Origin of the sequence: Roseateles saccharophilus (assembly GCF_031458095.1) — a bacterium.
Lineage (GTDB): Bacteria > Pseudomonadota > Gammaproteobacteria > Burkholderiales > Burkholderiaceae_C > Pelomonas > Pelomonas saccharophila_A.
The window spans coordinates 2176217-2199439 of sequence record NZ_JAVDXU010000001.1; the positions used below are offsets into that span (position 1 = coordinate 2176217).

General features: G+C 68.4%; 14 protein-coding genes. 7 read left to right on the forward strand and 7 right to left on the reverse strand.

Annotated elements, in window-relative coordinates; all coding sequences use genetic code 11:
- Positions 1-52 precede the first annotated feature (52 nt).
- Both J2X20_RS09935 and J2X20_RS09940 read right to left on the reverse strand, forming a co-directional pair.
- Positions 53-796 (reverse strand): hypothetical protein, encoded by a 744-nt coding sequence (locus tag J2X20_RS09935; protein ID WP_310263912.1) that lies wholly within the window; start codon positions 794-796, stop codon positions 53-55.
- A gap of 22 nt (positions 797-818) precedes the next feature.
- Positions 819-1967 carry a ParM/StbA family protein gene (locus tag J2X20_RS09940; protein ID WP_310263914.1) on the reverse strand — a complete coding sequence of 383 codons (1149 nt, stop codon included), beginning with the start codon at positions 1965-1967 and terminating at the stop codon, positions 819-821.
- A gap of 576 nt (positions 1968-2543) precedes the next feature.
- Here J2X20_RS09940 and J2X20_RS09945 point away from each other — a divergent pair.
- The 3 genes from J2X20_RS09945 (at position 2544) to J2X20_RS09955 (ending at position 12778) form a co-directional block, all read left to right on the forward strand.
- A complete protein-coding gene (locus tag J2X20_RS09945) occupies positions 2544-3158 on the forward strand; it encodes a YdeI/OmpD-associated family protein (protein ID WP_310263916.1) in 615 nt (204 codons plus the stop codon).
- 248 nt (positions 3159-3406) lie between these two features.
- The gene (locus J2X20_RS09950; protein WP_310263917.1) at positions 3407-7900 is read left to right on the forward strand and encodes a hypothetical protein; all 4494 of its coding nucleotides are present in this window, start codon (positions 3407-3409) and stop codon (positions 7898-7900) included.
- Positions 7901-7912: 12 nt separating this feature from the next.
- Positions 7913-12778 carry a hypothetical protein gene (locus J2X20_RS09955; protein WP_310263921.1) on the forward strand — a complete coding sequence of 1622 codons (4866 nt, stop codon included), beginning with the start codon at positions 7913-7915 and terminating at the stop codon, positions 12776-12778.
- A gap of 63 nt (positions 12779-12841) precedes the next feature.
- Here the strand turns inward: J2X20_RS09955 and J2X20_RS09960 are convergent, their stop codons facing one another.
- From J2X20_RS09960 to J2X20_RS09970, 3 genes are all read right to left on the reverse strand, one after another.
- Positions 12842-14935, reverse strand: a complete 2094-nt coding sequence (locus J2X20_RS09960; RefSeq protein ID WP_310263923.1) for a hybrid sensor histidine kinase/response regulator — start codon at positions 14933-14935, stop codon at positions 12842-12844.
- A 135-nt stretch (positions 14936-15070) separates the two neighbouring features.
- Positions 15071-15820 (reverse strand): hypothetical protein, encoded by a 750-nt coding sequence (locus tag J2X20_RS09965; protein ID WP_310263926.1) that lies wholly within the window; start codon positions 15818-15820, stop codon positions 15071-15073.
- A gap of 249 nt (positions 15821-16069) precedes the next feature.
- Positions 16070-16735, reverse strand: coding sequence for a response regulator (locus tag J2X20_RS09970; RefSeq protein ID WP_310263928.1), 666 nt, complete (start codon positions 16733-16735; stop codon positions 16070-16072).
- A 136-nt stretch (positions 16736-16871) separates the two neighbouring features.
- On the opposite strand from J2X20_RS09970, the gene J2X20_RS09975 reads away from it, so the two are divergent.
- Positions 16872-17159 (forward strand): hypothetical protein, encoded by a 288-nt coding sequence (locus J2X20_RS09975; RefSeq protein ID WP_310263933.1) that lies wholly within the window; start codon positions 16872-16874, stop codon positions 17157-17159.
- Positions 17160-17330: 171 nt separating this feature from the next.
- Here the strand turns inward: J2X20_RS09975 and J2X20_RS09980 are convergent, their stop codons facing one another.
- Both J2X20_RS09980 and J2X20_RS09985 read right to left on the reverse strand, forming a co-directional pair.
- Entirely contained in the window at positions 17331-17930 is a 600-nt protein-coding gene (locus J2X20_RS09980; RefSeq protein ID WP_310263936.1) for a response regulator transcription factor, read from the reverse strand.
- 236 nt (positions 17931-18166) lie between these two features.
- Positions 18167-20071, reverse strand: coding sequence for a sensor histidine kinase (locus J2X20_RS09985; protein ID WP_310263938.1), 1905 nt, complete (start codon positions 20069-20071; stop codon positions 18167-18169).
- Positions 20072-20179: 108 nt separating this feature from the next.
- Between J2X20_RS09985 and J2X20_RS09990 the strand changes: the two genes are divergently transcribed.
- The 3 genes from J2X20_RS09990 to J2X20_RS10000 all read left to right on the forward strand — a co-directional run bounded on the left by J2X20_RS09990 (position 20180) and on the right by J2X20_RS10000 (position 23168).
- The gene (locus J2X20_RS09990) at positions 20180-21178 is read left to right on the forward strand and encodes a TRAP transporter substrate-binding protein (protein WP_310263941.1); all 999 of its coding nucleotides are present in this window, start codon (positions 20180-20182) and stop codon (positions 21176-21178) included.
- Positions 21179-21267: 89 nt separating this feature from the next.
- Complete coding sequence (locus J2X20_RS09995; RefSeq protein WP_310263944.1) at positions 21268-21888, forward strand: TRAP transporter small permease; 621 nt, start codon at positions 21268-21270, stop codon at positions 21886-21888.
- On the forward strand, positions 21885-23168 hold the full coding sequence (locus J2X20_RS10000) for a TRAP transporter large permease (protein ID WP_310263947.1): 1284 nt from the start codon (positions 21885-21887) through the stop codon (positions 23166-23168). Before J2X20_RS09995 ends, J2X20_RS10000 begins: the two co-directional genes overlap by 4 nt.
- The last annotated feature ends 55 nt before the right edge of the window (positions 23169-23223 follow it).

The window sequence follows — 23223 nt, forward strand, 5'->3', positions numbered from 1 at the left end:
CTTCTTCAGCCAGCGCTGACGCGCCCGAAGGGCCTGCAGGCGATCCCGCCCCTCATTCGTTCTTGAACAGGCCCTTTTCCTTCATGCGCATCAACCGCGAGCGCGTGGCCGTCTTGCGTGAGGGCGCCAGTTCGTGGATCTGGGCTACGCCGGGCATCGTGCCGCCGCGGTCAGCGTGTCCCGCGCCGGCCAGGGCTTCGTTTGCCGGCCCGACAACGGCGCCAATGCCGGGCAGTTCGACCGCACCGATCACTTCGGTCAGAACGGGCAGCTCTTGCACGACGCTGCGGATCTCGTGCAGCGGCAGCGGCTCCGGCATGTCGCCCCCGGGCTGCAAATGCGCCGCGGCGATCTGCACCGCCCTGTCCATGTTCTCCGCACTCACGACACCGTGACTGGCGGCGTGCTGTCCGGATCGGCCATCGTCTCCGTCGTTCGGACCAGCAACATCCAGATGCGTCAGATCCACCGTATCGCTGAGATCGACGAAGCCCGTCAGTTCGACGCGCCGAGCCGTCGTGGCATCGCCCCGCGGCACTGCCGGCCCCGAGGCTGCCGTGGGCAGCTGGGGCAACGAGCCGCTGCCTTCGCGCGCAGTTGCCGATTCGGTGCCCAGGTCCGGCACTTCCATGCGGCCATAGGCCTGCAGGCGCAAGCGCTCCCAGACCAGCCCCGTCGCCGCCAACTGGCGCAGCCGCTCCGCCTGCGACAGGCTGCTGCCGATCGACGTGAGCATCGCGTGCAGTTCGGGATGGACCTCGCTGTCGACGTCGAACTGCAGGTGAAGAACGGCCATGGTTCCTTGCCCTGCGCGCAGGTCAGGCGGTGGCCGCTTGTTCCTCCGCCATGGCCTCGCCGATCATCTGGAAGCCGCGCACATTGGCCGCCATGGGGTCGGGCATGATGAAGACCGGTATTGCCGGAAACCGCTTGACGAGAACGTCGCGGTAACGCTCAGGGTGTCCGCCCACCAGCACCATCAGATCGATGATTTCGTGGGCGTCGCGCAGGCCGTCGATCATGCGGTTGATCGAATCTTCGATCACCGACATGATGACCGGCTCGAAGGGCTGCAGGTCGTGGGCCACGCCGGCCAGCTTGACCGGGCTGCCGCTGCGCAGCGCATCGTTGATGCGCGGCATGACCGCGGGGCCGAGCGGCCGGCCGACCTCGGCCACCAGCGAATCGACCACCGAGCGCACGACGCGGTGGCGCCCGGCATCGGACGCCGCGCCGCTAGCGCGCGGATTGATGCTGCCCTGCTGGATCAGCAGCCAGTCCAGCGTGTGCTCGCCAGGGTCGATCATCAACACCGACAGGTCGTCCAGGGCTTCGCCGCTGGCCAGCGGCTGGAGTGCACCCGGTGTCCTGGCGATGACCTCGTTGAGCTCGTCCAAGTGGGCGTCCAGCGCGGCGTAGCCGCCCATCGGCTGGGCCTGCACCAGAACCTTCTTGACCCTGATCTTCCTGTCGTCGCCGACCGGGATGTCGCCTTCGTAGCGCGAGCGCAGGTAGTCGCGGCGTTTGCTGTCGTTGTACTGGTTGACGGGCAAACCGAGAACGAGCACATCGATCACCGGGTCGCCGGCTTCCAGCATGTAACGCAGCGCACCTTTGGTCAGGGCTTCGTAGATAACACCGCGGTAGAACTCGTCCGTCACGTCGCGCCCGAAGCTGCCGCCGGCCTGGGCCAAGCCGACGTCGCGGCCCACCTCGTAGCTGGCGTCGTTCACCGGCACATCGAAAGTGTCGCGCCGGCGCGTCCCCAGCGTGCGCACCGCGCTGACATCGGCCGGGATCGCCATCGACGGAAAGTTGATGAAGGTCAGGTCGGCGCCCTTGCGCACACTCAGTTTGACGAGGCCGAAACCCACATCGATGGCGCGCACCACGGGCACCTTGTTCGACGAGCCTCGTTTCGTATCGGCATTGACTTCGCGCAGATTGGAATTGGACGCGTTGGGCATGTGGGTTCTCCAGTTGGGCAGCGGTTGGGCATCTGAGACTCGGGAATGCCGCAGAAATTCCGTCGAGCGAGCACTGTCTATGAGTCTGGACGCCACGGCCCGCCATGGCTGTTTCCAAGCGTATACAGGCGGACCGTTGCGCTTGAACTTCGGTGTTCGGATCGCACGCGGCCTGGACCTCTGGACGGTCTTCGCGCGCGAAGGACGGCCGAAGACCTAAAGGCATTCCGCCACTGGGCGCGACCACTTCGCACGGCAGCAGGTACGACGAGGTGGAGCGGGTCCTGCGGAATAGGACGCGCTCGGGTTCATGCCGCCCAGTGGACCCGCGCGTCGAGCCGGTGCTGCAGATTGAGACGGTCGATCGCGGTCTGGATGGCTGAACCCCACCTTCGCGGCAGGCGCTGCGCCTGTCGCACGGCATCAAAGAGGCGTGCCCGTGACACCCCGTGAACACCGCGCGGCTGACTGCAATGGGTCGGAAGGCGTCTGCCGGACGCGCCAGGGCGCAGGACTGCAATCAGCCCGAAGCGCTCCTGCCATCGGCGTCCCCAGCGCCTGCGGCACACTGCGCGCATGCCCGCCATCAAGTCCGCCGCCCCGGCCGAGGCCGCTCCGGCGCTGTTCAAGAACGCCAAGGCCTTTGAGGCCTGGCTGAAGAAGAACCACGCCAAGTCAGACGGCCTGTGGCTGAAGATCGCCAAGCGCGGCGCCGCCGAGCCCAGCGTCACCTACCCTGAAGCGGTGGAGATCGCGCTGTGCTGGGGCTGGATCGACGGCCAGAAGAAGGGCCTGGACGACCAGCACTTCCTGCAGCGCTTCACGCCGCGACGCGCGCGCAGCATCTGGTCCAAGATCAACGTCGACAAGGTGGCCAAGCTCACCGAGTCCGGCCGCATGCAGCCGCCGGGCCAGGCGCAGGTCGATGCCGCCAAGGCCGACGGCCGCTGGGCTCAGGCCTACGACGGCGCGAAGACGTCCACCGTGCCCGACGACCTCGCCGCGGCGCTGGACGCCAACCCGCCCGCCAAGGCCTTCTTCGCCACCGTCAACGCGAGCAACCGTTACGCCGTGCTCTGGCGCGTCCAGACCGCCGTCAAGCCCGAGACGCGCGCCAGGCGCATCGCGCAACTGGTGGACATGCTCGCCCGCGGCGAAACGGTGCATATCTTCAAGCCCAAGGCCGGCTAGGCACTCAGCGCGGCCCCTGCCGGCCAGGTTTGCGCGCCACGGGACCGGCCGACGACACCTCGGCTCATTTGTTTTGTGGATGCTGCTGCCGCCCTCCGCAGCCAGTGTCGCGGCGCGCCAGGCGCTAACGGGCCTTCCGCTGCCATCATGGGCCCCGCGTCCATCCCCAACCTGTCGGGTGCGCCCTGGAAATCCCGGTCCTATAGTCGCGCCGCGCCGCGGCATTGCGCGGTCGCTGGAGCGCTGCCATGGCGGAGAAGCAGGCGAAGAAGCAGGCCAAGAAGGAGACGCGGGCCAAGGCTACCAAGGCCGGCGCGTCGACCCGGCTCGGCGACATCAAGCTCGGTCCGGTCCCGCCCGTCGTGATCGCCCCGCCGATCTCGATCACGCCTCCCCCGCCCATCAAGGTCAACCCGACGGCGCCCGTCGTCGTCGGGCCGCTGCCGCCGCCCGTGATCATCACGCCGGGGCCGATCCCGCATCTCATCGAATACGTCGGCAACCTGTTCAGCGACAGCCGCCCCGGCAACCCCGTGGTGCGCCCGGATGACCTGCTGGCCCTGCGCATCGAGCTCGTCAACGTCACCCGCAAACCCGGCAGCAAGCCGCCTGTGCTCGTCGCAGGAGCCAGCGGCACGGCCTCCCTCATCGTCCACCACCCGCCGCAGTCGATCGCCGAAGAGGTGTATTTCGAGGGCGCCGCCGCGGGCACTGGCGAGCCGAGCAAGCCGCCACCGCCCGACGACCCGCCGACGCCGTCCACCAAGGTGCCGGACAACGATGTCGACCCGCCGCCCATCCGCGCCCGCGCGGCCAACGAGTCGCGCGTCGTGTTCGAGTGGCCCGCCGGTTTCGAGTGCCCCTACACGCTGGACGGCCTGCTCGGCGCCATCCGCACACTGAAGATGCGCGTGCCGCCCGGTGCCCTGCCACGCCAGCAGCAGCGCCGCGTGCTGGAGCTGTGGCCGCGCTGGCAGCGCGCCACCAAGGCCCTCGTGACGACCAAGGCCAAGGCCGGCGCCGTCACCACCGCCGCTCTGCAGGTGCAGGCCATGCCCGGCCTGAGCGGGACGGCGCTCAACGCCTTCAGCCTGCGCCAGACGCAGATCGCCCGCCGCGGCGGCGAGGCCGCCCAGGCCACGCTGCGCCGGCGCCTGGGCGACGTCATCATCGGCAGCGGGGCCGCGCTGCCCGACCTGAGCATCGACCCGACGACGCCCTTGCGCGTCCTGCCCCGGCCGGCCCTGCCGACGGCCACGCAGACGGCCATCGAGCTGCCCTGGCGGCTCATCATCTCGCCGCACGACGGCGAACATTGGCGGCACGCCACGGCGGCGGCCACCTCGCCGTATTCCGGCCACACCGAGCTGTGGCACACCCGGCTGCTCGGTCCGGCGGGCGTGGATTCGCTGGCCGCCGACCCGGGGCGCACCTTCCGCGCCGTCTGGGCCACGACGGGCTGGGGCGGCAAGGCCATGCAGTCGGCCTTCCCGTCGGGGGCCTCGGAGCTGCCGGGAACCGACCAGGGCAACCCCTTCGTCACCAGCGAGACGGCGCTGTCGGACTACGACCGCTACCAGGTCGCCCACCTGTCGTCGAACTTCTCGATGGCGAACTACGAGCCCCAGCCCATCGACACGCGGCTGCTGATGCTGTCCAGCCAGGGCGCCTGGCTCGACAGCCGCGGCGACTGGGACCCGCCGGGCCTGGACGTCGAGAGCTGGGTGCACCAGGCCACGCAGGGGCGCGACCACTATGTGCGCGTCGTCTACCGCGGCGTCCTCTTCCCCTTCGGCCACCGCGCCGTCCTCGTCAAGGTCAGCGAGCGCAAGTTCCACAAGATGCCCGGCAACCCGGCCTATCTGCGCCAGCGCATGTTCATGGTCGTGCGCGAGAAGCTGAAGCATTACGACGATGCGTCCACCCTGCGCCCCTTCGGCGCGAACGACGCCACCGTCGAGCACGAGCTGCCCTTCACGTCGGTGCGCATGCTCACCACGGTGACGCCCGATCTGGCGCCGCCCGCCGACACCGACATCGACGGCAAAGGCCAGCAGCTGTTCTGGCCGGCCGTGGGCCCCAGCCCCAACCCGACGCCGTTCAAGTTCCGCATGGTCGGCACCGACCTGGACGGGCGCGAGGTGCAGTTCGAGCTGCCGCTGATCTTCATGTCCAACGTGATGGCCAGCCCGCGGGATCGCGTGAACAACCGCCTCGTGCCCAAGCACGGCGGCGCCGACGGCGCGGCGGCGGCGGCCAACAAGGCCCTCACCGGCTGGCGCCAGTTCCAGATGGCCGACATCGTCGACGACCCGCAGGGCGACGAGCGCGCCACGGCCCAGCTCAAGCGCCAGCGCGTCACGCTCGCGCTGAGCAACAAGCCCGGCGACACCTCGGCCGAGGTGGCCCACCTGACCTTCGACGCCCACGTGCCGTCCACGGCCACGGCCAGCACCTCGTTCAAGGCCTTCAAAGCCTTCACGCCGGACCTGCTCAAGCCCATGTTCTACCCGCGCGTGTCGCGGCTGAAGGTGCGCATCGGCGCCATGGCCCAGCTGACCGGCTCCGACGGCTTCAACCGCCTGCGCTGGAACCCGACCTATCTGCAGAGCGGCTTCGACCCCAATGCCAACAAGGGCGAGGTCTTCGCCGAGGTCGTGGCCACCGCCAACATGGGCCGGCTGGACTTCTCCAAGCAGGGCGACCATTCGGGTGGCTTCGTCATGCCCAACCTCAGCCCCTCGGCGCTGTCGCGCACGCTGGGGCCGACGGCGGGCAACGTGGGCGACATGGTGGCCGGCAAGGTGATGCCCGACAACTTCTTCCCCGCCGGCGGCGTGGGCGACCTGCCGCTGCCGCTGCTGTTCGGCTGCATCCCGCTCGGCGCAGTCATCAAGCAGATCGATCAGCTCGCCGGCAACCTCGACAAGGCGCCCAAGTTCGCCTCGGAGGCCGGCACCAAGGTCGAGGCCTTCTTCAACGACCTGATGCGGCTGTACCAGTTCATCAGCGGCCTGGCCTCCCAGCCCGGCACGCTGGGCAGCGCGGCGCTGGAGGTCGTCAAGGCCACCATCAACGACCTGCTGGAGCAGGCGAAGGCCTTCGGCTCGGCGCAGTTCACCACCGTCCAGGGCAAGGTCACCGCGCTGATGGCCACGCTGAACAGCGTGCAGGCCCAGCTCAAGAACCTCGGCGACAAGACCCTGGATGCCGCCGACCCGCTGGCCGGCATCAACCTCGCCGACGCGCTGGACGCGCCCCAGGGCAACGGCTCGCTGCGCGCCAAGCTGGTGGACCTGAAGACCACCGTCGCGGCCTCGACCATCATCCCCGCGGGCTTTCGCCAGCAGGTCAACGCCGTCGTGTCCCAGGCCCTCACGGTGCTGGACTCCATCAAGCTCATCGCCGGCCTCGTCCAGCATGGCAAGACGCTGTTCGACGCGCTGAAGAACCTGCTCGACAACCCCGCGCCGGGCCAGTCGCTGGGCGAGCTCATCACCAAGCCCGCCGAGCTGGCCCCCAAGGTGGAGGCCATCAAGAACGCGCTGAGCGCGGTCAAGGGCGACGTCGCCGCCTTCCCGCTGCTGGAAGGCCCGCCGCGCAAGACCCTGCTCGACATCCTGGACGTCGTCGAGGACGCCCTGACGGCGGTGGGCCCGCTGCTGGAGATGCTGGAGAACCTGCTCGGCGAGGAACTCGTCGTGCGCTTCGACTGGAGGCCCGAGATCAAGAGCTGGGGCTTCAACGCCACCGATTTCCTCTTCGTCGTACACGACCCGCACGCCTTCATCGTCGCCGTCGAGGCGCGCATGAAGAAGAGCGGCGGCCCGCCCAAGATCCAGGTGCTGTGCGGCCTGCACCATTTCGACCTCGTCCTCATCGCGCCGGCCAGCTTCATCGAGCTGAACTTCGAGAAGATCGAGTTCAGCGTCGACAGCAGCGCCAAGATGAACGTCGACGTGCTGCTGTCGGGCATCAAGTTCGTCGGCCCGCTGTCCTTCGTCGAGACGCTGCGCGACCTGATCCCGCTGGACGGCTTCTCCGACCCGCCCTATCTCGACATCACGCCCCAGGGCATTGACGCAGGCTTCAACGTCGCCCTGCCGGCCATCACCTGCGGCGTGCTCAACCTCAGCAACGTCAGCCTGGGGGCCGGTTTCACCGTTCCCTTCATCGGCCAGCCGCTGTCGGTGCGCTTCAACTTCTGTACCCGCGAGCAGCCCTTCCACCTGACGGTCTACGTCTTCGGCGGCGGCGGCTTCTTCGGCATCACGCTGGACCCGAAAGGCGTGCAGATCCTGGAGGCCGCCTTCGAGTTCGGCGCCGCCATCAGCATCGACTTCGGCGTGGCCTCGGGTGGCGTGTCCGTCATGGCCGGCATCTACTTCCGCATGGAGAACGACGCGGCCAGCCTCACCGGCTACTTCCGCCTCGAAGGCCACGTGGACGTGCTGGGCCTGATCACCGCGTCGCTGGAGCTCTACCTCGAGCTGCGCTACGAGTTCGAGACCGGCAAATGCGTGGGCAAGGCGACGCTGACCATCGAGATCGAGGTCTTCATCTTCTCCGGCAGCGTCAGCATCAGCTGCGAGAAGAAGTTCGCCGGCAGCAACGGCGACCCGACGCTGCGCCAGCTGCTCGGCACCTCGGCCGACCCGACGCTGCCGCTGGCCACCGAGCTGGCCGGCATCAACGACAGCACGCGCTACGGCTGGCGCGACTACTGCGAAGCCTTCGCCTGAGGGAGCGACAACATGGCAAAACAAACGCTTCTGTGGACGGTGCTGCCCAACGGCCAGCGCGGCGGGCGCTGGTGCGTGTCCGTCGTCATCTCGCCCCGGCTGGAGCCCGCCAGCACGGCCGAGCGCCTGCTCGGCCACGCCGCCTGGGGGGCTTGGGCCGACTGGCCCGCCACGGTGGCCGGCCTCAAGCTGGAGCTGCAGCTGCCCAACGGCACCGTGCCCCTGCAGCCCTTCATCGCCTCACCCCAGCTCAAGCCCGACAGCGCGCTGTGGAAGCAGCTCTTCCCGGCCGATCTGCCGGTGGCGCCCTTCACCTTCGTGGACATCTCGGCCAAGAACCTGCGCTCCTTCCCGGTGCGCAGCGTGCTCGGCCTGCTGCGCCAGCACTACACCCACCTCGCCCAGACCGCGGGCGACGGCGACCATCCCCTGCTGCTGCCCTGGCGCCAGGCCGACCCGGCCCTCAAGGGTCTGCTCAGCGACCTGGGCACGCGCACGCAGAAGCTCAATTTCGGCGAGCGCAGCATCGAGGTGCCGCTGCCCGGCTTCGGGCGCTTCCACGCCGTGAACGGCGGCTCGCGGGCCCATGACCGCAACGTCGACCGCGGCGTCTTCACCGCCGACAGCTGCATCCCCGCGCCGGCACGCCTGCCGGGGCAAAAGGGCGGCACCACCACCTTCCGGCTGCGCGCCCTGCCGCCCGTGTGGGAAGACCCGGCGCAGATCCGCAATGGCACCATCGTCACCGCCCCGGCCGACAAGGAGAAGCGTGCCCAGCTGATGGAGCAGTTCAGCGGCCCGGGCGAATACGCGTTGTGGCAGAGCGACCGCTTCTACAACCGCCGTGTGCCGACGCTGGACCAGCAGAAGATGCGCCGCCCCGGTTTCACCGGCGTGGAGGCCGCGCCCGCCGAGCCCGACTACGACTTCCACCAGCGCATCGCCAGCTACGGCGACCATCCCCATCTGATGCGCCGCCTCGGGCTGGTGATCGACTTCGTGCTGGAGAAGAACGACCTGCTCGATGCGTTGATCACCGCCGCCGGCGCGGCCGCCGCCACGGGCTTCATGCAGCTGCGCATCGTCAATGGCGTGAATGTTGGAGTCGGGGGCGACAGCCAGCGCCCCTGGACGGCCTTCACCGCCACACGCAAGCGCTTCGTGGTGCGCGAGCGCACCGAGGACCATGCCGACGGCCTGCTGCGCCTCATCGGCGCCAGCGACAACTACCTGCAGACGCGCAGCCCCTTCGACGTCTACCAGGTCGACCCCGACGGCGCCGCGCTCAAGACCGTGAACTTCCTGCTGACGGCGCAGAACCTGGTGTCCAAGCACCTGGAGCTGGGCGCCCATGGCGCCGTCACCTACACGACGGGCGACCGCCAGCCGGTGGCCAACCTGCGCTCCGGCGGCATCGGCGTGTCGCGCCACGGCCGCGCCGGCAGCGTGGGCATGAACGCCGCCACGGCGGCTCTCAACAACGCCGCCATCAAGGCCGGCGGCGCGGCCGCCGCCGCGGTGACGCTGTTCGCCGAGGACGTGCTGCGCGGCTACCGCATCGACGCCTGGGACGGTGTCGACGCCAGGTGGCGCAGCCTGGTGCAGCGCCAAGGGGCGTTCCGCGCCCTGGCCCGCGGCGCCCTGCCCGAGCGCACCGTCGACCTGCCGGCCGACGAGGGCCATGTGAAGGGCGCCTCTGCCACCGCCAGCCCCGGCGCACCGGACGACCAGTATCTGCACGAGACCCTGTTCCGCTGGACGGGCTGGAGCCTGGCCGCGCCGCGCCCGGGCCGCACGCTGCGCAGTTCGGAAGTGCCCGGCACCCATCTGCAGACCGAGGAGGTCGTCGACACGCCCACCGACACCGCCACGCGCGGCAACGGTCTGGCCGTGGCTGTCGTGCCCGTCAAGGGCAGCCTGCCGCGGCTGCGTTTCGGCCGCCACTACAGGCTGCGCGCCCGCCTCGTCGACCTGGCCGGCAACAGCCTCGCGCTGGACGAACCCGGCGCCGACGAGCAGGCCAGCGAGGCCCTGGCCTATGGCCGCTTCGAGCCGGTGGACCCGCCGGCCCTGGTGCTGACGGCCAAGGTCAGCGAAGGCGAGTCGCTGGAGCGCCAGGTGCTGCGCAGCAACTTCGACAAGGATGCCGCGGGCTATGTCGCCCAGATCCAAGGGCCGCTGGCGGGCTTCTACAACAACCCCGACTTCGAATACGGCAGCAGCAGCGACCGCCACATCGTGCCGCCCAAGAGCTCGCAGCAGCAGTGCGAGCTGCACGGCATGTTCGACGCGGCCATTGGCAGCACCGTGCCGGCGCGCATCAAGGACGGCTACGCGATCGCAGCGCGCGAGAACGGCAGCCTGCTGCACCCCACGCCGGGCACCGACATCCAGCTCGTCACGCCCGCCAAGGCCGCCCAGGCGGCGACGGTGACGAGCGGGCAGATCGCCCCGCCCGAGCAGGCCGACGACACCAAGGACCGTTTTGCCGCCGGCCAGTACCTCGTGCACCGCGAGGCCATCGTGCCCGTGCCCTATCTGCCCGACCCGGCCAGCGGCGGCGTCGCCATCGAAGGCGTACCGGGCCTGGTCAAGTGGATCGCTGGCAAGCCCCTGGTGCAGCTGGCGCCGGGCCTGCATGGCTATGTGCTCGACAAGGGCGCCCGCGCCGTCTTCCTGGACGACCACAAGGACCGCCTCATCCTGTTGCTGGACTTCGACCGCGACCCGGCCAACGGCGCCCTGGCCAAGACCTGGCCCGACGACACCCGCAGCCTGCGCCTGCAGCTGCACGAGCAGCCCGGCGAGGTGGCGATCCCGCCCTGCGGCGACGACTTCACCGCCGCAGACGCGCCGCAGTGGGACTTCGCCAAGGGCGTGCTGCGCGTCTTCCTGCCCAAGGGCCATGTCGCGCGGCTGCGCTACGCCAGCTTCGTGCACGACGAGCTCGTCAGCCATCTCGCGCTGCCGCGCTGGCAGCCCTCCCCCGCGGGCGCGCAGCGCCTGCAGGCCCAGGCCATGGCCGGCGTGAACTGGATGCTGACGCCCTGGCGCGACCTGACCTTTGTGCATGCCACCCAGCAGCCGGTGTGCGAGCCCCGCGCCGACGCGGCCAGCGTGATGCGCCAGGTCGGCTGGCAGCATGCTGACCTGCGCGCCCGCACCGTGCGCCTGCACGGCCCGAGCACCGGCAAGTTCGAGATCGTGGGGGAATGGGAGGAATGGGTCGACGACCCGCTCGCCGACGACCCGCTGGATCCCGGCCCCAAGCGCGTGCCCCACCAGGCCGTGCTCAGCGAGATCCGCCTCGGCGAGATGCATGGCAACCGCTTCAGCCTGGAGCAGGCCATTGAAGAGCAGACGGCCTTTACACCCGTGGGCGGCCAGCTCACGCCCGCCGACCTCGCCAAGCACCCCGCCGTGCCGGGCAACCGGCATGAGTTCGGCGACACCAAGTTCCGCTTCATCCGCTACCACCTGCGCGCGACGACGCGCTTTCGCGAATACCTGCCACCGTCGCTGTTCGCCGAAATTCCACGCATCACGCGCGACGGCCCCGTCGTCGAGACCCACCGCGTGCAGATCCAGGCCCATGCCCTGCTGGGCGTGGACCAGGACGCCGGCGCCCCCATCGAAGACGTCGGCAGCGGCGGCACGGTCGGCACCGTCATCGCGGCCAGCGCCCCGCCGGACCTGCCCTCGGTGCTCTATGTCGTGCCCACCTTCCGCTGGGACCGCAGCGTGCGCGGCCGCAGCCAGCGGCTGGGCAACGGGCTGCGCGTGTATCTCGAGCGGCCCTGGTTCTCGTCCGGCAACGGCGAGCTGCTGGGCGTCGTGCTGCAGCCCAACAACGGCAAGTTCGCCGACCTGCCCGCCGAGCGCATCCCCTATCTGACCCAATGGGGCCGCGACCCGCTGTGGGACTCGCCCATCGCCGGCGACGTGGCCAGCGCCAATGCCTTCGGTGCCGCCGTCCACACCGAGCAGGTGCTGCTGCTGGAGGACAACCAGCCCGTCACCATCGCCGGCCACCGCGTCTTCTTCGACAAGCAGCGCAAGCTCTGGTACTGCGACATCGAGCTCAACACCGGGGCGAGCTACACGCCCTTTGTGCGCCTGAGCCTGGTGCGCTTCCAGCCCCATGCGCTGGAGGGCGCCAAGATCTCCCGCACCGTGCTGTGCGACTTCGCCCAGGTGCTGCCGCGCCGCGTCGCCACCCTCGAGCGCACCCGCAACAGCCTGAAGCTCGACGTCTACGGCTCCGCACCCAAGCGCGGCCCCATGCGCCGCGTCAACCCCGGCGGCATGACCGAAGGGCCGGACGCCAATGTCTCGGTGATCTCCGACTTCACCGGCCCCAACCTCGACGACGGCCGCAACCGCATGGAAGCCGTGCTGCAGCGCCAGCCCACCGAGCTCGACGGCGACCTCGGCTGGGAGGACGTGACGGTGCTGGGCAGCTCCCTCGTCGGCGGTGACGCCGCCTCCCGCTCCCTGGCCGTCAAGGCGCTGGAGGCGCCTGCGCCGAAGCGCGCCAGCGCTGCCGTCACGCGCACCACGCGCGGCGGCGCGACGCTGCGCTTCGACCGCCTGGAGGAGCTCAAGCCCGTCCACGGCCTGATCAAGGACGTCGTCATCGGGCCGGTGGGACCCATTGGCCCCATCGGCCCCATCGGCCCCGGGCCCTTCATCGAGCAGCCCATCTGGTCCCAGGCCTGCACCCTGCCGGGCCTGCCCGACGGTTGGCGCTATCGCGTGCTGCTGCGTGAGTTCGAGCGCTACTACACCGACAAGACCGTGCCCGACCCGCGCAACTCGGGCTGGCGCAAGCTGCTGGTGGAAGAGAGGCTGACCTATGCGGAGACGTTCGGCGTCTGAGGATCAGCCGGGCGTGGATGGCGACGGCCCGGCCGAAGTGAGCCGCCCGCGGCGCTCCAGCGCTCAGCCCGTCTGGATCGCCGCGTCGATGGCCTGCAGCAGATCGTCGCGCGCAAAGGGCTTGGCCACGCGGCGGAACCAGGGGATGGGGTCGCCCGACATCTCGGCGGGCGACTCGGCGTTGGCGCTGACGGCGATGACGGGAATCTTCGCGGTGCGCTGATCCTGGGCGAGCAGCTGGAACACCTGCCGGCCGGTGAGCTCCGGCATCCTGTTGTCCATCAGGATGACGGCCGGCTTATGCGCGATGGCCAGCGCGACGCCTTCGCGGCCGTTGCTGGCCGCCACCAGCCTGAGGTCGGGCCGCTGCGACAGCTGCGCCTGCACCAGCGCCTGGCTCGGGACGTCGTCGTCGACCAGCAGCACGGTGTGGCGGGCCCGGCCGTCGCGCGCGGGTTCGGCAGGTGCTTGCGCCGCATCGACCCGGTCCGGCTCGGGCAGGCCCTCGTCGAAGACCAGGTCAACCCAGAAGCAGCTGCCGACGCCGGGCGTGCTGCTGACGCCGATGCGCCCCCCCATCAGCTCGATCAGATGCTTGGCGACCACCAGTCCCAGGCCCGTGCCTTCGACGGCCTGCGGGCCTTCGCGTTGCAGGCCCAGGCGATTGAAGGGTTCGAAAAGATGGGCGAGCTGTTCGGGGCTCAGGCCGCGGCCGGTGTCGCGCACCTCGATGCGCACATGCTGCGGGTCGACGGGCCTGACCGACAGGGCCAGCTCACCCTCGGGCTGGTTGTACTTGACCGCGTTCGACAGCAGGTTGAGCAGGACCTGCTTCAGCCGGGTGCCGTCCGCCACGACGAAGAGATGCTCGGGGGGCATCGCAAAGCTCGTCCGCAGTGACCGCGCCTCGGCCTGGGGCGCCACCATCGCGGCGCATTCGGCCAGCAGCTGCTGCAGGGGCAGGCGCTGCAGATCGAGATCGACCTTGCCGGCTTCGATGCGGGCCAGATTCAGCAACTCGCCGATCAGCGACAGCAGATGCTCGCCGGCCTTGTGGATATGGGTGTTGAAGGCCGCCTGGCGCTCGGCGGGGAAGCCGTGGCCCGGCGACGCCAGCAGCTGCGAGAAGCCGATGATGGCGTTCAGCGGCGTGCGCAATTCGTGGCTCATGCGGCTCAGGAACTCGCTCTTGGCGCGGTTGGCGGCTTCGGCGGCGCGTGTCGCCGCCACCAGCTCACGATTGGTCGCCTCCAGTTGCTCAGTGCGCTGCGCCACGCGATGTTCCAGCTCTTCGTTGAGGCTGCGCACGACCACTTCGGCGGCCTTCTGGGCGGTCACGTCCTGCAGCGTGCTGAACCAGCGGGCCGCATCGATGCCCACCGCGCCCTCGATGGGCTCGATGACCTGGGCCACCTGCAAGGCTTCGCCGTCGGGCCTCACCAGGCGGTATTCGGTCTCCACCTTGCTGCCGGTCTGGATGGCCTGGGCGATCGCGCGGCCGAATCTGTCCCGGTCTTCTTCGTGCACCAGCCGGGTCATCCAGTCATGGTGGCTGCGCGGCATGCTGTCGGCGCTGCAACCCGCCAGCGCCGGCAGGGTGTCCGACCAGTTCTCGAACGAGCCGTCGGCGCGCGTCACCACATGCGACAGCCTCGCCAGGCCCTGGGCCCGGCGCAGGCCCGCCTCACGCTCGCGCAGCGCCGCCTCGGCCAGCACGCGCTGGGTCACGTCCAGCGGCGCCACGAAGCGGGCGGCGCGCCCGCCGTACTGCAATTCATGCGAGGTGATCTCGACGTAGATCAGGCGGCCGTCCTTGAGCAGATGCCGCCACACGCCGCTGTTGAAGATTTCCGTCGGCGTGAGGCGTACCGACTGCTCCACGGCCGAGATGTCCTCGGGCGGCCGGATGTCCCGGATGGTCATGGCCAGAAATTCATCCCGGCTGTAGCCGTACTTCTGGCAGGCCACTTCGTTGACGTCCAGAAAGCCCAGCGTCTGCAGGTCGTAGATCCACATCGGCACGGGATTGGCTTCGAACAACCGCCGATACCAGGCCGTGCCCGGCGCGCTCGTTGCCTGCGGCCCGGGCTCTGCCGACAGCATCCCGGACGAGGCGGATCCCGCCTCCCGGGACCGCCGTGACGATGTTCTGGCCATGACCTGCTCCTGCCAGTGGGCCGCATCGAAGTGCGTTCTCCCGACTCTAGCGAATCCGTCGATCGCAAGGGCGATGCCAGGCGTAACAGTCAGCGCGATGAGGGGGCCAGCCCGCTCCCCAGCATTCAGGCCTGGCTAGGCGTCGACGGCCAGCCGCGCATCCAACCTGCCGGCCAGGTTGACGGCCCGCAGCAAGATCTTGAGCTGCTCCACCGTGTTGGACGGCGACGCCGGCTCGGCGCCCACCTTGGCCAGGCCCAGCAGCCGCGTATAGAGCTGGGCCTGCTCGGGGCCAATGGCTTCGCTGAAGGCCAGCATCTGCAGCAGCTGGCTGGACGTGATCTGCGCCTTGCTGCCGAACCAGCCACCCCATTTCCTGACGGCGGCCTCCTTGCGTTCGAACATGCGCGAGCGCGAGCGCTGTGCTTCGACCGGGGCACCGTCGATGTCAAGGTCGGCGAGGTATTTGAGGAGCAGGACGAGGTTGGCGTCCTTGGCGTCGTCGGGCAGGCGCGCCAGCAGCCAGTCCTCGGCCTCCTTGCTGATGGGGTAGTTCACCTTGCCGATGCAGCCGAAGGAGCGGCCGGACACATTGGCCGGGCAGCCCTTGCATTCGCCATCCAGTTCGCTGAGGGGCTCGATCATGTCCAGCAGCTGGCCGATCGTGACCTGGGTCTGTATGGCCAGCCCATCCGGGCCCTTGACGGCGATCTCGACCGTGCACTTGGTGGCCAGGGTCTCGTTGTCGGCGTGGGGGAACTTCTCGCGGAACTGGGCGATGGCGAACTCGGCAATGCCCCAGTGCCTGACCATGGATCGCAGCTTGACCTCCGGCGTGTGCCGGCGGGCCGCACAGGGCTTTTGCAGCGCGAAATCAATGGCCATCACACCCTCCATGGCTCGTCGGCCTCGTTTCAGGGGAGTTTCGATGAAGACGCCGGATTTGCCCTCCCGCAAGCAGGTGGTTGCCGCCGGCGCCGCCGACCTCAGTGCGGGCTTCGGATTTACCCGTATCGACGTCTGCTCTGCAGCGGTTGTCGCCGGTCGAAGATCGCAGCGGCGAAGGGCAAGCAGATGATGGGTCAGAGCGTCGGCACGCAAGACAGGCCCGCCGCTTGGGGGCTGCGCGTCAAGTCATTCGCCGTCGGGCACGTTCTCGGGCGTCGAACCACTCGCGCCATCCTTTTGATCAGATTCTGGCTCGTTGGCTGCGGGCATTTTCGATGCTGGACCATGCCTCTGAAGATGGTCACGAACGGCCGCTGCGTTCTTTTCCACCAGTCCGCTCACGGCTTCGGTAAGGACCCGGTCAATGGAAACGCGCTCCAACAGCTCTTCCACGCCGATCAGCTCTTCGCGGTCCAGAGATCCCTCGTCGCCTTCGCCGGGCCGCGGGGCGTCTGGTGCATTGGCCGCTTGAGGGGTCTGGCCGGTCGAATATTGCCTGCACAGTTCCAGGAACTGCTCAATCTCGCTCGACTTGTCGAACACTGCATCAGCGCCGCATTCGCCCGACTTTCGGCGAATATCCGGCGTGGCGTAGTTGGTCAGAACAATCATGTACTGATCGCTGCGTCGCTCTCGTCCGGCGCGCAGAACCTGGAGTCCGTTGCCCGCTTTCAGCAACATGTCCACGACGGCCAGTCGCCACTCGTCCGCATGCGCCTTCAGCGCAGCAATGCCTTGATCTGCCGTCTCGGCGGTGGCGATGATTTCGACGTCCGCAAACTCCGCCAAGGCCGGAATCAATTCCGAACGAATCGTAGGACTATCTTCGATCAGGATCGTCGCGATAGTCATGCTCGTCCAACCAGCGGCCAAATGGCAGGACATTTATACAGGGCGTGCCCTGTCCATAATGTAGGACGACGTGCCGCCGCCGTGCCATGAGGGCGGACGTACCACGCCACGCGGGAACGCTGCTCAAGGAGAGGCCATGTCGAATGAATTGCCAGATTCGCAGGGACAGCGGGAAGCGTCGCCGCTCGACGAAGCACTAACCAAGAACAAGGAAGCCACCGAGGAGGTGGCGCGCGCCGCTGACGATTTGGCTGTCGTGCATGCGGTCCTTGACACCAAGCTCGCCAAGGGCGCGAGTGATGGCGACGTCAAGCGGGCGGTCGCCGAGACGAAGAAGGTAGAGGAACGCCTCAGCGAATCCGCAGACAAGTTGGAACAGGTCAATGAGACCTTGGCACGCGAAGCAGCGCGTGGCGCTCGTTGAGCCGCGCGCGTCGCTCAGAGCCCGCGCATTGGGCTCATTTGCCGGTCTTTCGGCGGCTGGCTAGCGATGACGGCTTCCAGACGTTGTACGCAGCGTGGTGATCGTCACCTGGTCAGAAGCCGTCATTCGACCGGCGGGCGGCGAAGACCGCAACCGGCCTGAAGCGCCCCGCTAGCGCCCCGCCAGCAACGTCGCCACCTCCGCCGCCGACCTCACGCCCAGCTTGGCAAAGACCCGCGCCCGGTGCACTTCCACCGTCCGCACCGACACGTTGAGCTCGTCGGCGATGACCTTGTTCAATTTGCCGGCGGCCACCCGCGTCATGACCTCACGCTCGCGGTCCGTCAGGCTGGCCAGGCGCGCGCTGCGCTCGGCCGCCTGGGCCCCCTCGGCCTGCATGGCGGCGTCCACTGCCAGGGCCTGCTCGAGGCGATCAGCCAGGGCGTTGTCGCTGTAGGGTTTCTCGAGGAAGTCGAAGGCGCCCTTTTTCAGCGCCTCGACGACCATGGGGATGTCGCCATGGCCGGTCAGGAAGAGCACGGGGTTCTTGAGCCTGCGCGCCAGCAGTTCGTCATGCAGACGCGTGCCGCTCATGGGCTCCATGCGCACGTCGAGCAGGAAGACCCCTTTGGGCGTGCCCTCGCGGTCCAGCATCTCCAGCAGGGCGGCGCCGCCGTCGAAGGCGCGCACATGCAGGCCACGCGAACGCAGCAGGAAGGCCAGCGCGTCGCGCACGCCGGGATCGTCGTCGACGAGGTGTACGGTGCCCATCACTTCAGTCCTCAAGGCCATAGTGCCGCCATCGGGCCGAGCGCCGGGCCGCCCCTGGCCGGCCCGCCTGGCGATGTGCCTGCGGGTCGATCCCGTAGGCATCGCCGTCCCCGCGGGGGCTGAGGCCGGACATACGGCGCCCAGTGGGCGGCATATGCCTGCCGAAGAGCAGCCGCTCTGTCGGCTGCGCGGTCTGCAAGACCGGCCAAGGTAGCCCTTGGACGAGGGGCTTCCATTCAACCATTCACGACCTCCCTGCTCAAAGGCAAGCTGAACGAAAAGAGGGCGCCGCCGCCAGCCGCTTCGCTCGCGTCGAGCACGCCTTGGTGGGCCTCGATGATGGAGCGGCAGATCGCCAGGCCCATGCCCATGCCGTCGGCCTTGGTGGAATAGAAAGGCGCGCAGAGCTGCTCGACGCGCCGGCCTGCCAAGCCGGGGCCGTTGTCCTGCACATCGATGCGCACGAACTCGCCCACGACGCGGCTGCTGACGGCGATGCGCCGGCTGCCTCCGTGGGCTTGCAGCGCGTCGGCGGCATTGCGCACCAGGTTGATGACGACCTGCTCGATGAGGACGGCGTCGGCCAGCACGGCGGGCACGCCAGGCGCGAGCGAGACCTTCAGCGCGACGCCGCGTTGCTGGCAGTCGCGCTGCAGTAGCTCCAGCGCGGCGCTGACGACCTCGTTGAGATCGCAGCGTTCGTGGCGGGGCTCGCGGCGGGTCAGGAATTCGCGGATGCGCGCGACGATGCGGCCGGCCTGCGTGGCCTGCTGGCCCAGGCGCTGCAGGGCGCCGAGCACGAGCTCGTCCTGCACGCCGAGCTTGGCCAGCGAGTTGGTGATGCCGGCGCCATAGCTGGCAATGGCCGTCAGCGGCTGGTTGAGTTCGTGGGCCAGCGTGGACGCGATCTCGCCCAGCATGGTCAGACGCGCGTTGTGGGCCAGGGTCTCGACCTGGCGGCGCTCGCGGTCCTCCAGGCGCTTGCGCTCGGTGATGTCGATGATGCTGCCCATCCAGCCGATCTGGCGGCCGCCGGCGTCCACCAGCGGCGACTCGAAGACCATCACGTCGACCATGCGGCCCGAACTGTGGCGCCAGCGCGCCTCATAGCCTTCGCGCGGCGCATGGCCGGCCAGATTGCGGCGGTTGCGCTCGGCCATCTCCTCGTGCGCGTCCGGCGGCCAGTAGGGCATGGGCGGCAACTGCCCGACCAAGGCCTCGGGGGCCAGGCCGACCATGTCGCAGAAGGTGCGGTTCACATAGAGCAGGCGGCCGTCGAAGTCGCGGGCGCGCAAGGCGACGAGAGCCGAGTCCTCCATCGCGCGGCGCCAGGCGGCCTCGGTGCGGCCGGCCACTTCGGCGCGCTGCACCTGTCGCATCTGGCGGCGCAGCAGCCAGCTCGCCACGGCGATCAGCGGCAGGAAGCCGGCGACCAGTACCCAGGCCAGCGGGCGGATGGCGTTGGCGGCCGGTTCACGCACGGTCAGCTCCAGGGCAGCGTCGGTCAGCGTCGCCTGGGTCAATGGGCTGGCGCGCAACGGGCCGGTCAGGGCCACGCGATAGCTGGGCCTGGGGCCCTGGGCGGCGCGCAGCGGTGATTCGGTGCTGGAGGCAATGACCTGGTCGGCGCTGTCGACCAGCTGCACGTCGTATTTGCGCGCCAGCCACCAAGGCACGCCGCGCTTGAGCAGCAGGGCCGGCGCATAGCGCACCACCAGCACACCATCGGGCGCGACGCGAGCCGTCAGGTGCAAGGACAGGCCGTCCTCGTAGCGGTTGGCCTCGGACTCGGCCGGCACCTCGGCCAGCACGCGGTTGCTGCGCGAGTCCAGCCAGGTGACGGCCAGCCACAGGCGGCGCAGGCCGGCATTGACCTCGGGGTGGGCGGCCAGAGTCGCCACGCTGGGCTTCTGGCCGGCCAGGCCGGCGGCGAGCTGGCGCAGATGGGCCTGCTCCTCGTCGATGCGATCGCGCAGCTGGGCCTCGGTGCTGAGGGCGTCCGAGATCAGGGTCTGGCGCTGCTGCTCCTGCTCCTCGGCCTCGTTGGCGCGCACCCAGGCCAGCACCCCCAGCACAAAGATCAGGGATAACCCGAGGGGCGCCAGCCACAGGCTGCGGATCAGGAGCTCGCGCAACTTCATGGCCGCAGTCTAGGGAGGCCAGGGGCGGCGCGATATGTGGAACTCCACAACTTCCCGCCCGGGGAGGCACTCGGAAGAATCCGGTGCATACCAACTTGGAGACAAACCATGACCCTGCGTCGTCTCGTCCTCGCTGCCGCCCTGGCACTGCCCTTCGCCTCCTTTGCGCAGGCCCCCATCGTCATCAAGTTCAGCCACGTCGTGGCCCCCGACACGCCCAAGGGCAAGGGCGCCCAGCGCTTCAAGGAACTGGCCGAGCAGAAGACCGGCGGCAAGGTCAAGGTCGAGCTGTATCCGAACAGCCAGCTCTACAAGGACAAGGAAGAGATGGAGGCCCTGCAGCTGGGCTCGGTACAGATGCTGGCCCCGTCGCTGGCCAAGTTCGGCCCGCTGGGCGTCAAGGAATTCGAGGTCTTCGACCTGCCCTTCCTGTTCAAGGACACCGATTCCTTCCGCGCCGTCACCGACGGGCAGCTCGGCGCCGACCTGTTCAAGAAGCTGGAACCCAAGGGCATCAAGGGCCTGGCCTACTGGGACAACGGCTTCCACATCATGAGTGCCAACAAGCCGCTGCACAACGTGGCGGACTTCAAGGGCATGAAGATGCGCATCCAGTCCAGCAAGGTGCTGGACGCCCAGATGCGCGCCCTGGGCGCCATCCCGCAGGTGATGGCCTTCAGCGAGCTGTATCAGGCCCTGCAGACCGGCGTCGTGGATGGCACCGAAGGCGTGCCGAGCAACTTCTACACGCAGAAGATCTTCGAAGTGCAGAAGCACATGACCATGTCCAACCACGGCCACCTGGCCTATGCGGTCATCGTCAACAAGAAGTTCTGGGACGGCCTGCCCGCCGACATCCGCACCCAGCTGGAAGCGGCCATCAAGGAATCCACCACCTACGCCAACGCCATCGCCAGCACCGAGAACGGCCGCGCGCTGGAAGGCATCAAGGCCAGCGGCCGCGTGACCATCTACACGCCGACGCCGGCCGAGATCAATGAATGGAAGAAGGCGCTGATGCCCGTCCACAAGGAGATGGAATCGCGCGTCGGCAAGACCACCATCGAAGCCGCCTACAAGGCCGCCGGCTTCGTGGCCCCGAAGTAAACCCACTCTCAGCAGAGCGCCACGCCGTGTGATCACCGAAGGCCCCCGGCCTTTGGTGGCCACTGCTTCGCCGTGACAGGAGAAAAACAATGTTCAACAAAGCCCTGAACCATCTGGAGGAGATCCTGATCTCCTTCCTGATGGCCGCGGCGACGCTGGTGATCTTTGTCGCCGTCGTGCACCGCTACCTCGCCGGCGTGCCCTATATCCAGGACCTCGCCCTCAAGATCCACATGAGCTGGGCCCAGGAGCTCTGCATCATCCTGTTCGTGTGGATGTGCAAGTTCGGCGCGGCCTATGGCGTGCGCACCGGCATCCACGTCGGCGTGGACGTCGTCATCAACCGCATGTCGCCGGCCAACCGCGGCCGCTTCGTCATCTTCGGCCTGCTGGCCGGCGCCCTCTTCACCGGCGCCATCGCCGTGCTGGGCGGCACCTTCGTCTGGGACAACGGCGCCCACCATGCCTTCCTCGACCTCATCGGCCAGCCGCGCGAGGACGTCTTCGAAGGCCCGACGACGCCCGACCTGGAGTGGCCGACCTGGATCGTCTACTCCGCCATCCCGCTGGGCTCGGCGCTGATGTGCTATCGCTTCCTGCAGGTCTGCTGGAACTTCTACAAGACCGGTGAACTGCCCAAGCATGACGAGTCGCACGTCGAAGGCATCGACGAACAGACGCCCCTGGACGTGAAGGAGGCCAAGCAATGAACGCACTCATCATCTTCAGCCTGCTGCTGGCACTGATGCTGACCGGCATGCCGATCAGCATCTCGCTGGGCCTCACCGTGATGACCTTCATCGTCACGATGACCCAGGTCCCCATCGAATCGGTCGCCCTGAAGCTGTTCACGGGCATCGAGAAGTGGGAAATCATGGCCGTGCCCTTCTTCATCCTGGCCGGCAACTTCCTCACGCACGGCGGCGTCGCGCGGCGGATGATCAACTTCGCCACGTCGATGGTGGGTCATTTCCACGGCGGCCTGGCGCTGGCGTCCATCCTGGCCTGCTCGATGTTCGCCCTGGTCTGCGGCTCCTCGGTCGCCACCGTCGTGGCCATCGGCTCCATCGTGCTGCCCGCCATGGTGGCCCACGGCTACCCGATGCGCTTCGGCGCCGGCGTCATCATCACCGCCGGGTCGCTCGGCATCCTGATGCTGCCGTCCATCCCCAAGGTCATCTACGCCATCTCGACCAACACCTCCATCGGTGCGCTGTTCGTCGCCGGCCTGCTGCCCGGCATCATGCTGGCGCTGATGCTGGCGGCCGTGACCTGGTACATCGCCCGCAAGAACAACTACCCGCGCCTGGCCCGCATGGGCTGGAAGGCCCGCTTCCACGCCTTCCGCAAGAGCTTCTGGGGCCTGCTGCTCGTCGTCATCATCGTCGGCGGCATCTGGTCGGGCGCCTTCACGGCGACCGAGGCGGCGGCGATGGCGGCGGTGTACTCCTTCTTCGTGGCCATCTTCGTCTACAAGGACCTGAAGCTGCGCGACGTGCCCAAGGTGCTGAAGGACTCGGCCAACATGTCCGCGATGCTGCTCTACATCATCACGAACGCGGTGCTGTTCTCCTTCGTGCTGACCAACGAGAACCTGCCCCACCAGCTGGCCGACTGGCTGCTGTCGATGAACCTGGGCCAGAACGGCTTCCTGTTCGTCGTCAACCTGGTGTTGCTGGGTGCCGGCAACTTCATGGACCCGTCATCCATCATCCTGATCATGGCGCCCATCTTCTTCCCGGCCGCCATGCAGTTGGGCGTGAACCCGGTGCACTTCGGCATCCTGATCGACGTCAACATGGAAGTCGGGCTTTGCCACCCGCCCGTGGGCCTCAACCTGTATGTGGCCTCCGGCATCAGCAAGCTCGGCATCACCGAGCTGACCAAGGCCGTCATGCCCTGGCTGCTGACCATGATCGTCTTCCTTGTCATCGTGACCTACTGGCCCTGGCTGACTCTCGTCGTACCGCAGATGATGGGCATGCTCTGACGAGTTGCCTTCGAGAGCCCGGCCCTGGCCGGGCTTTTTCTTTCATCCCGTCCCT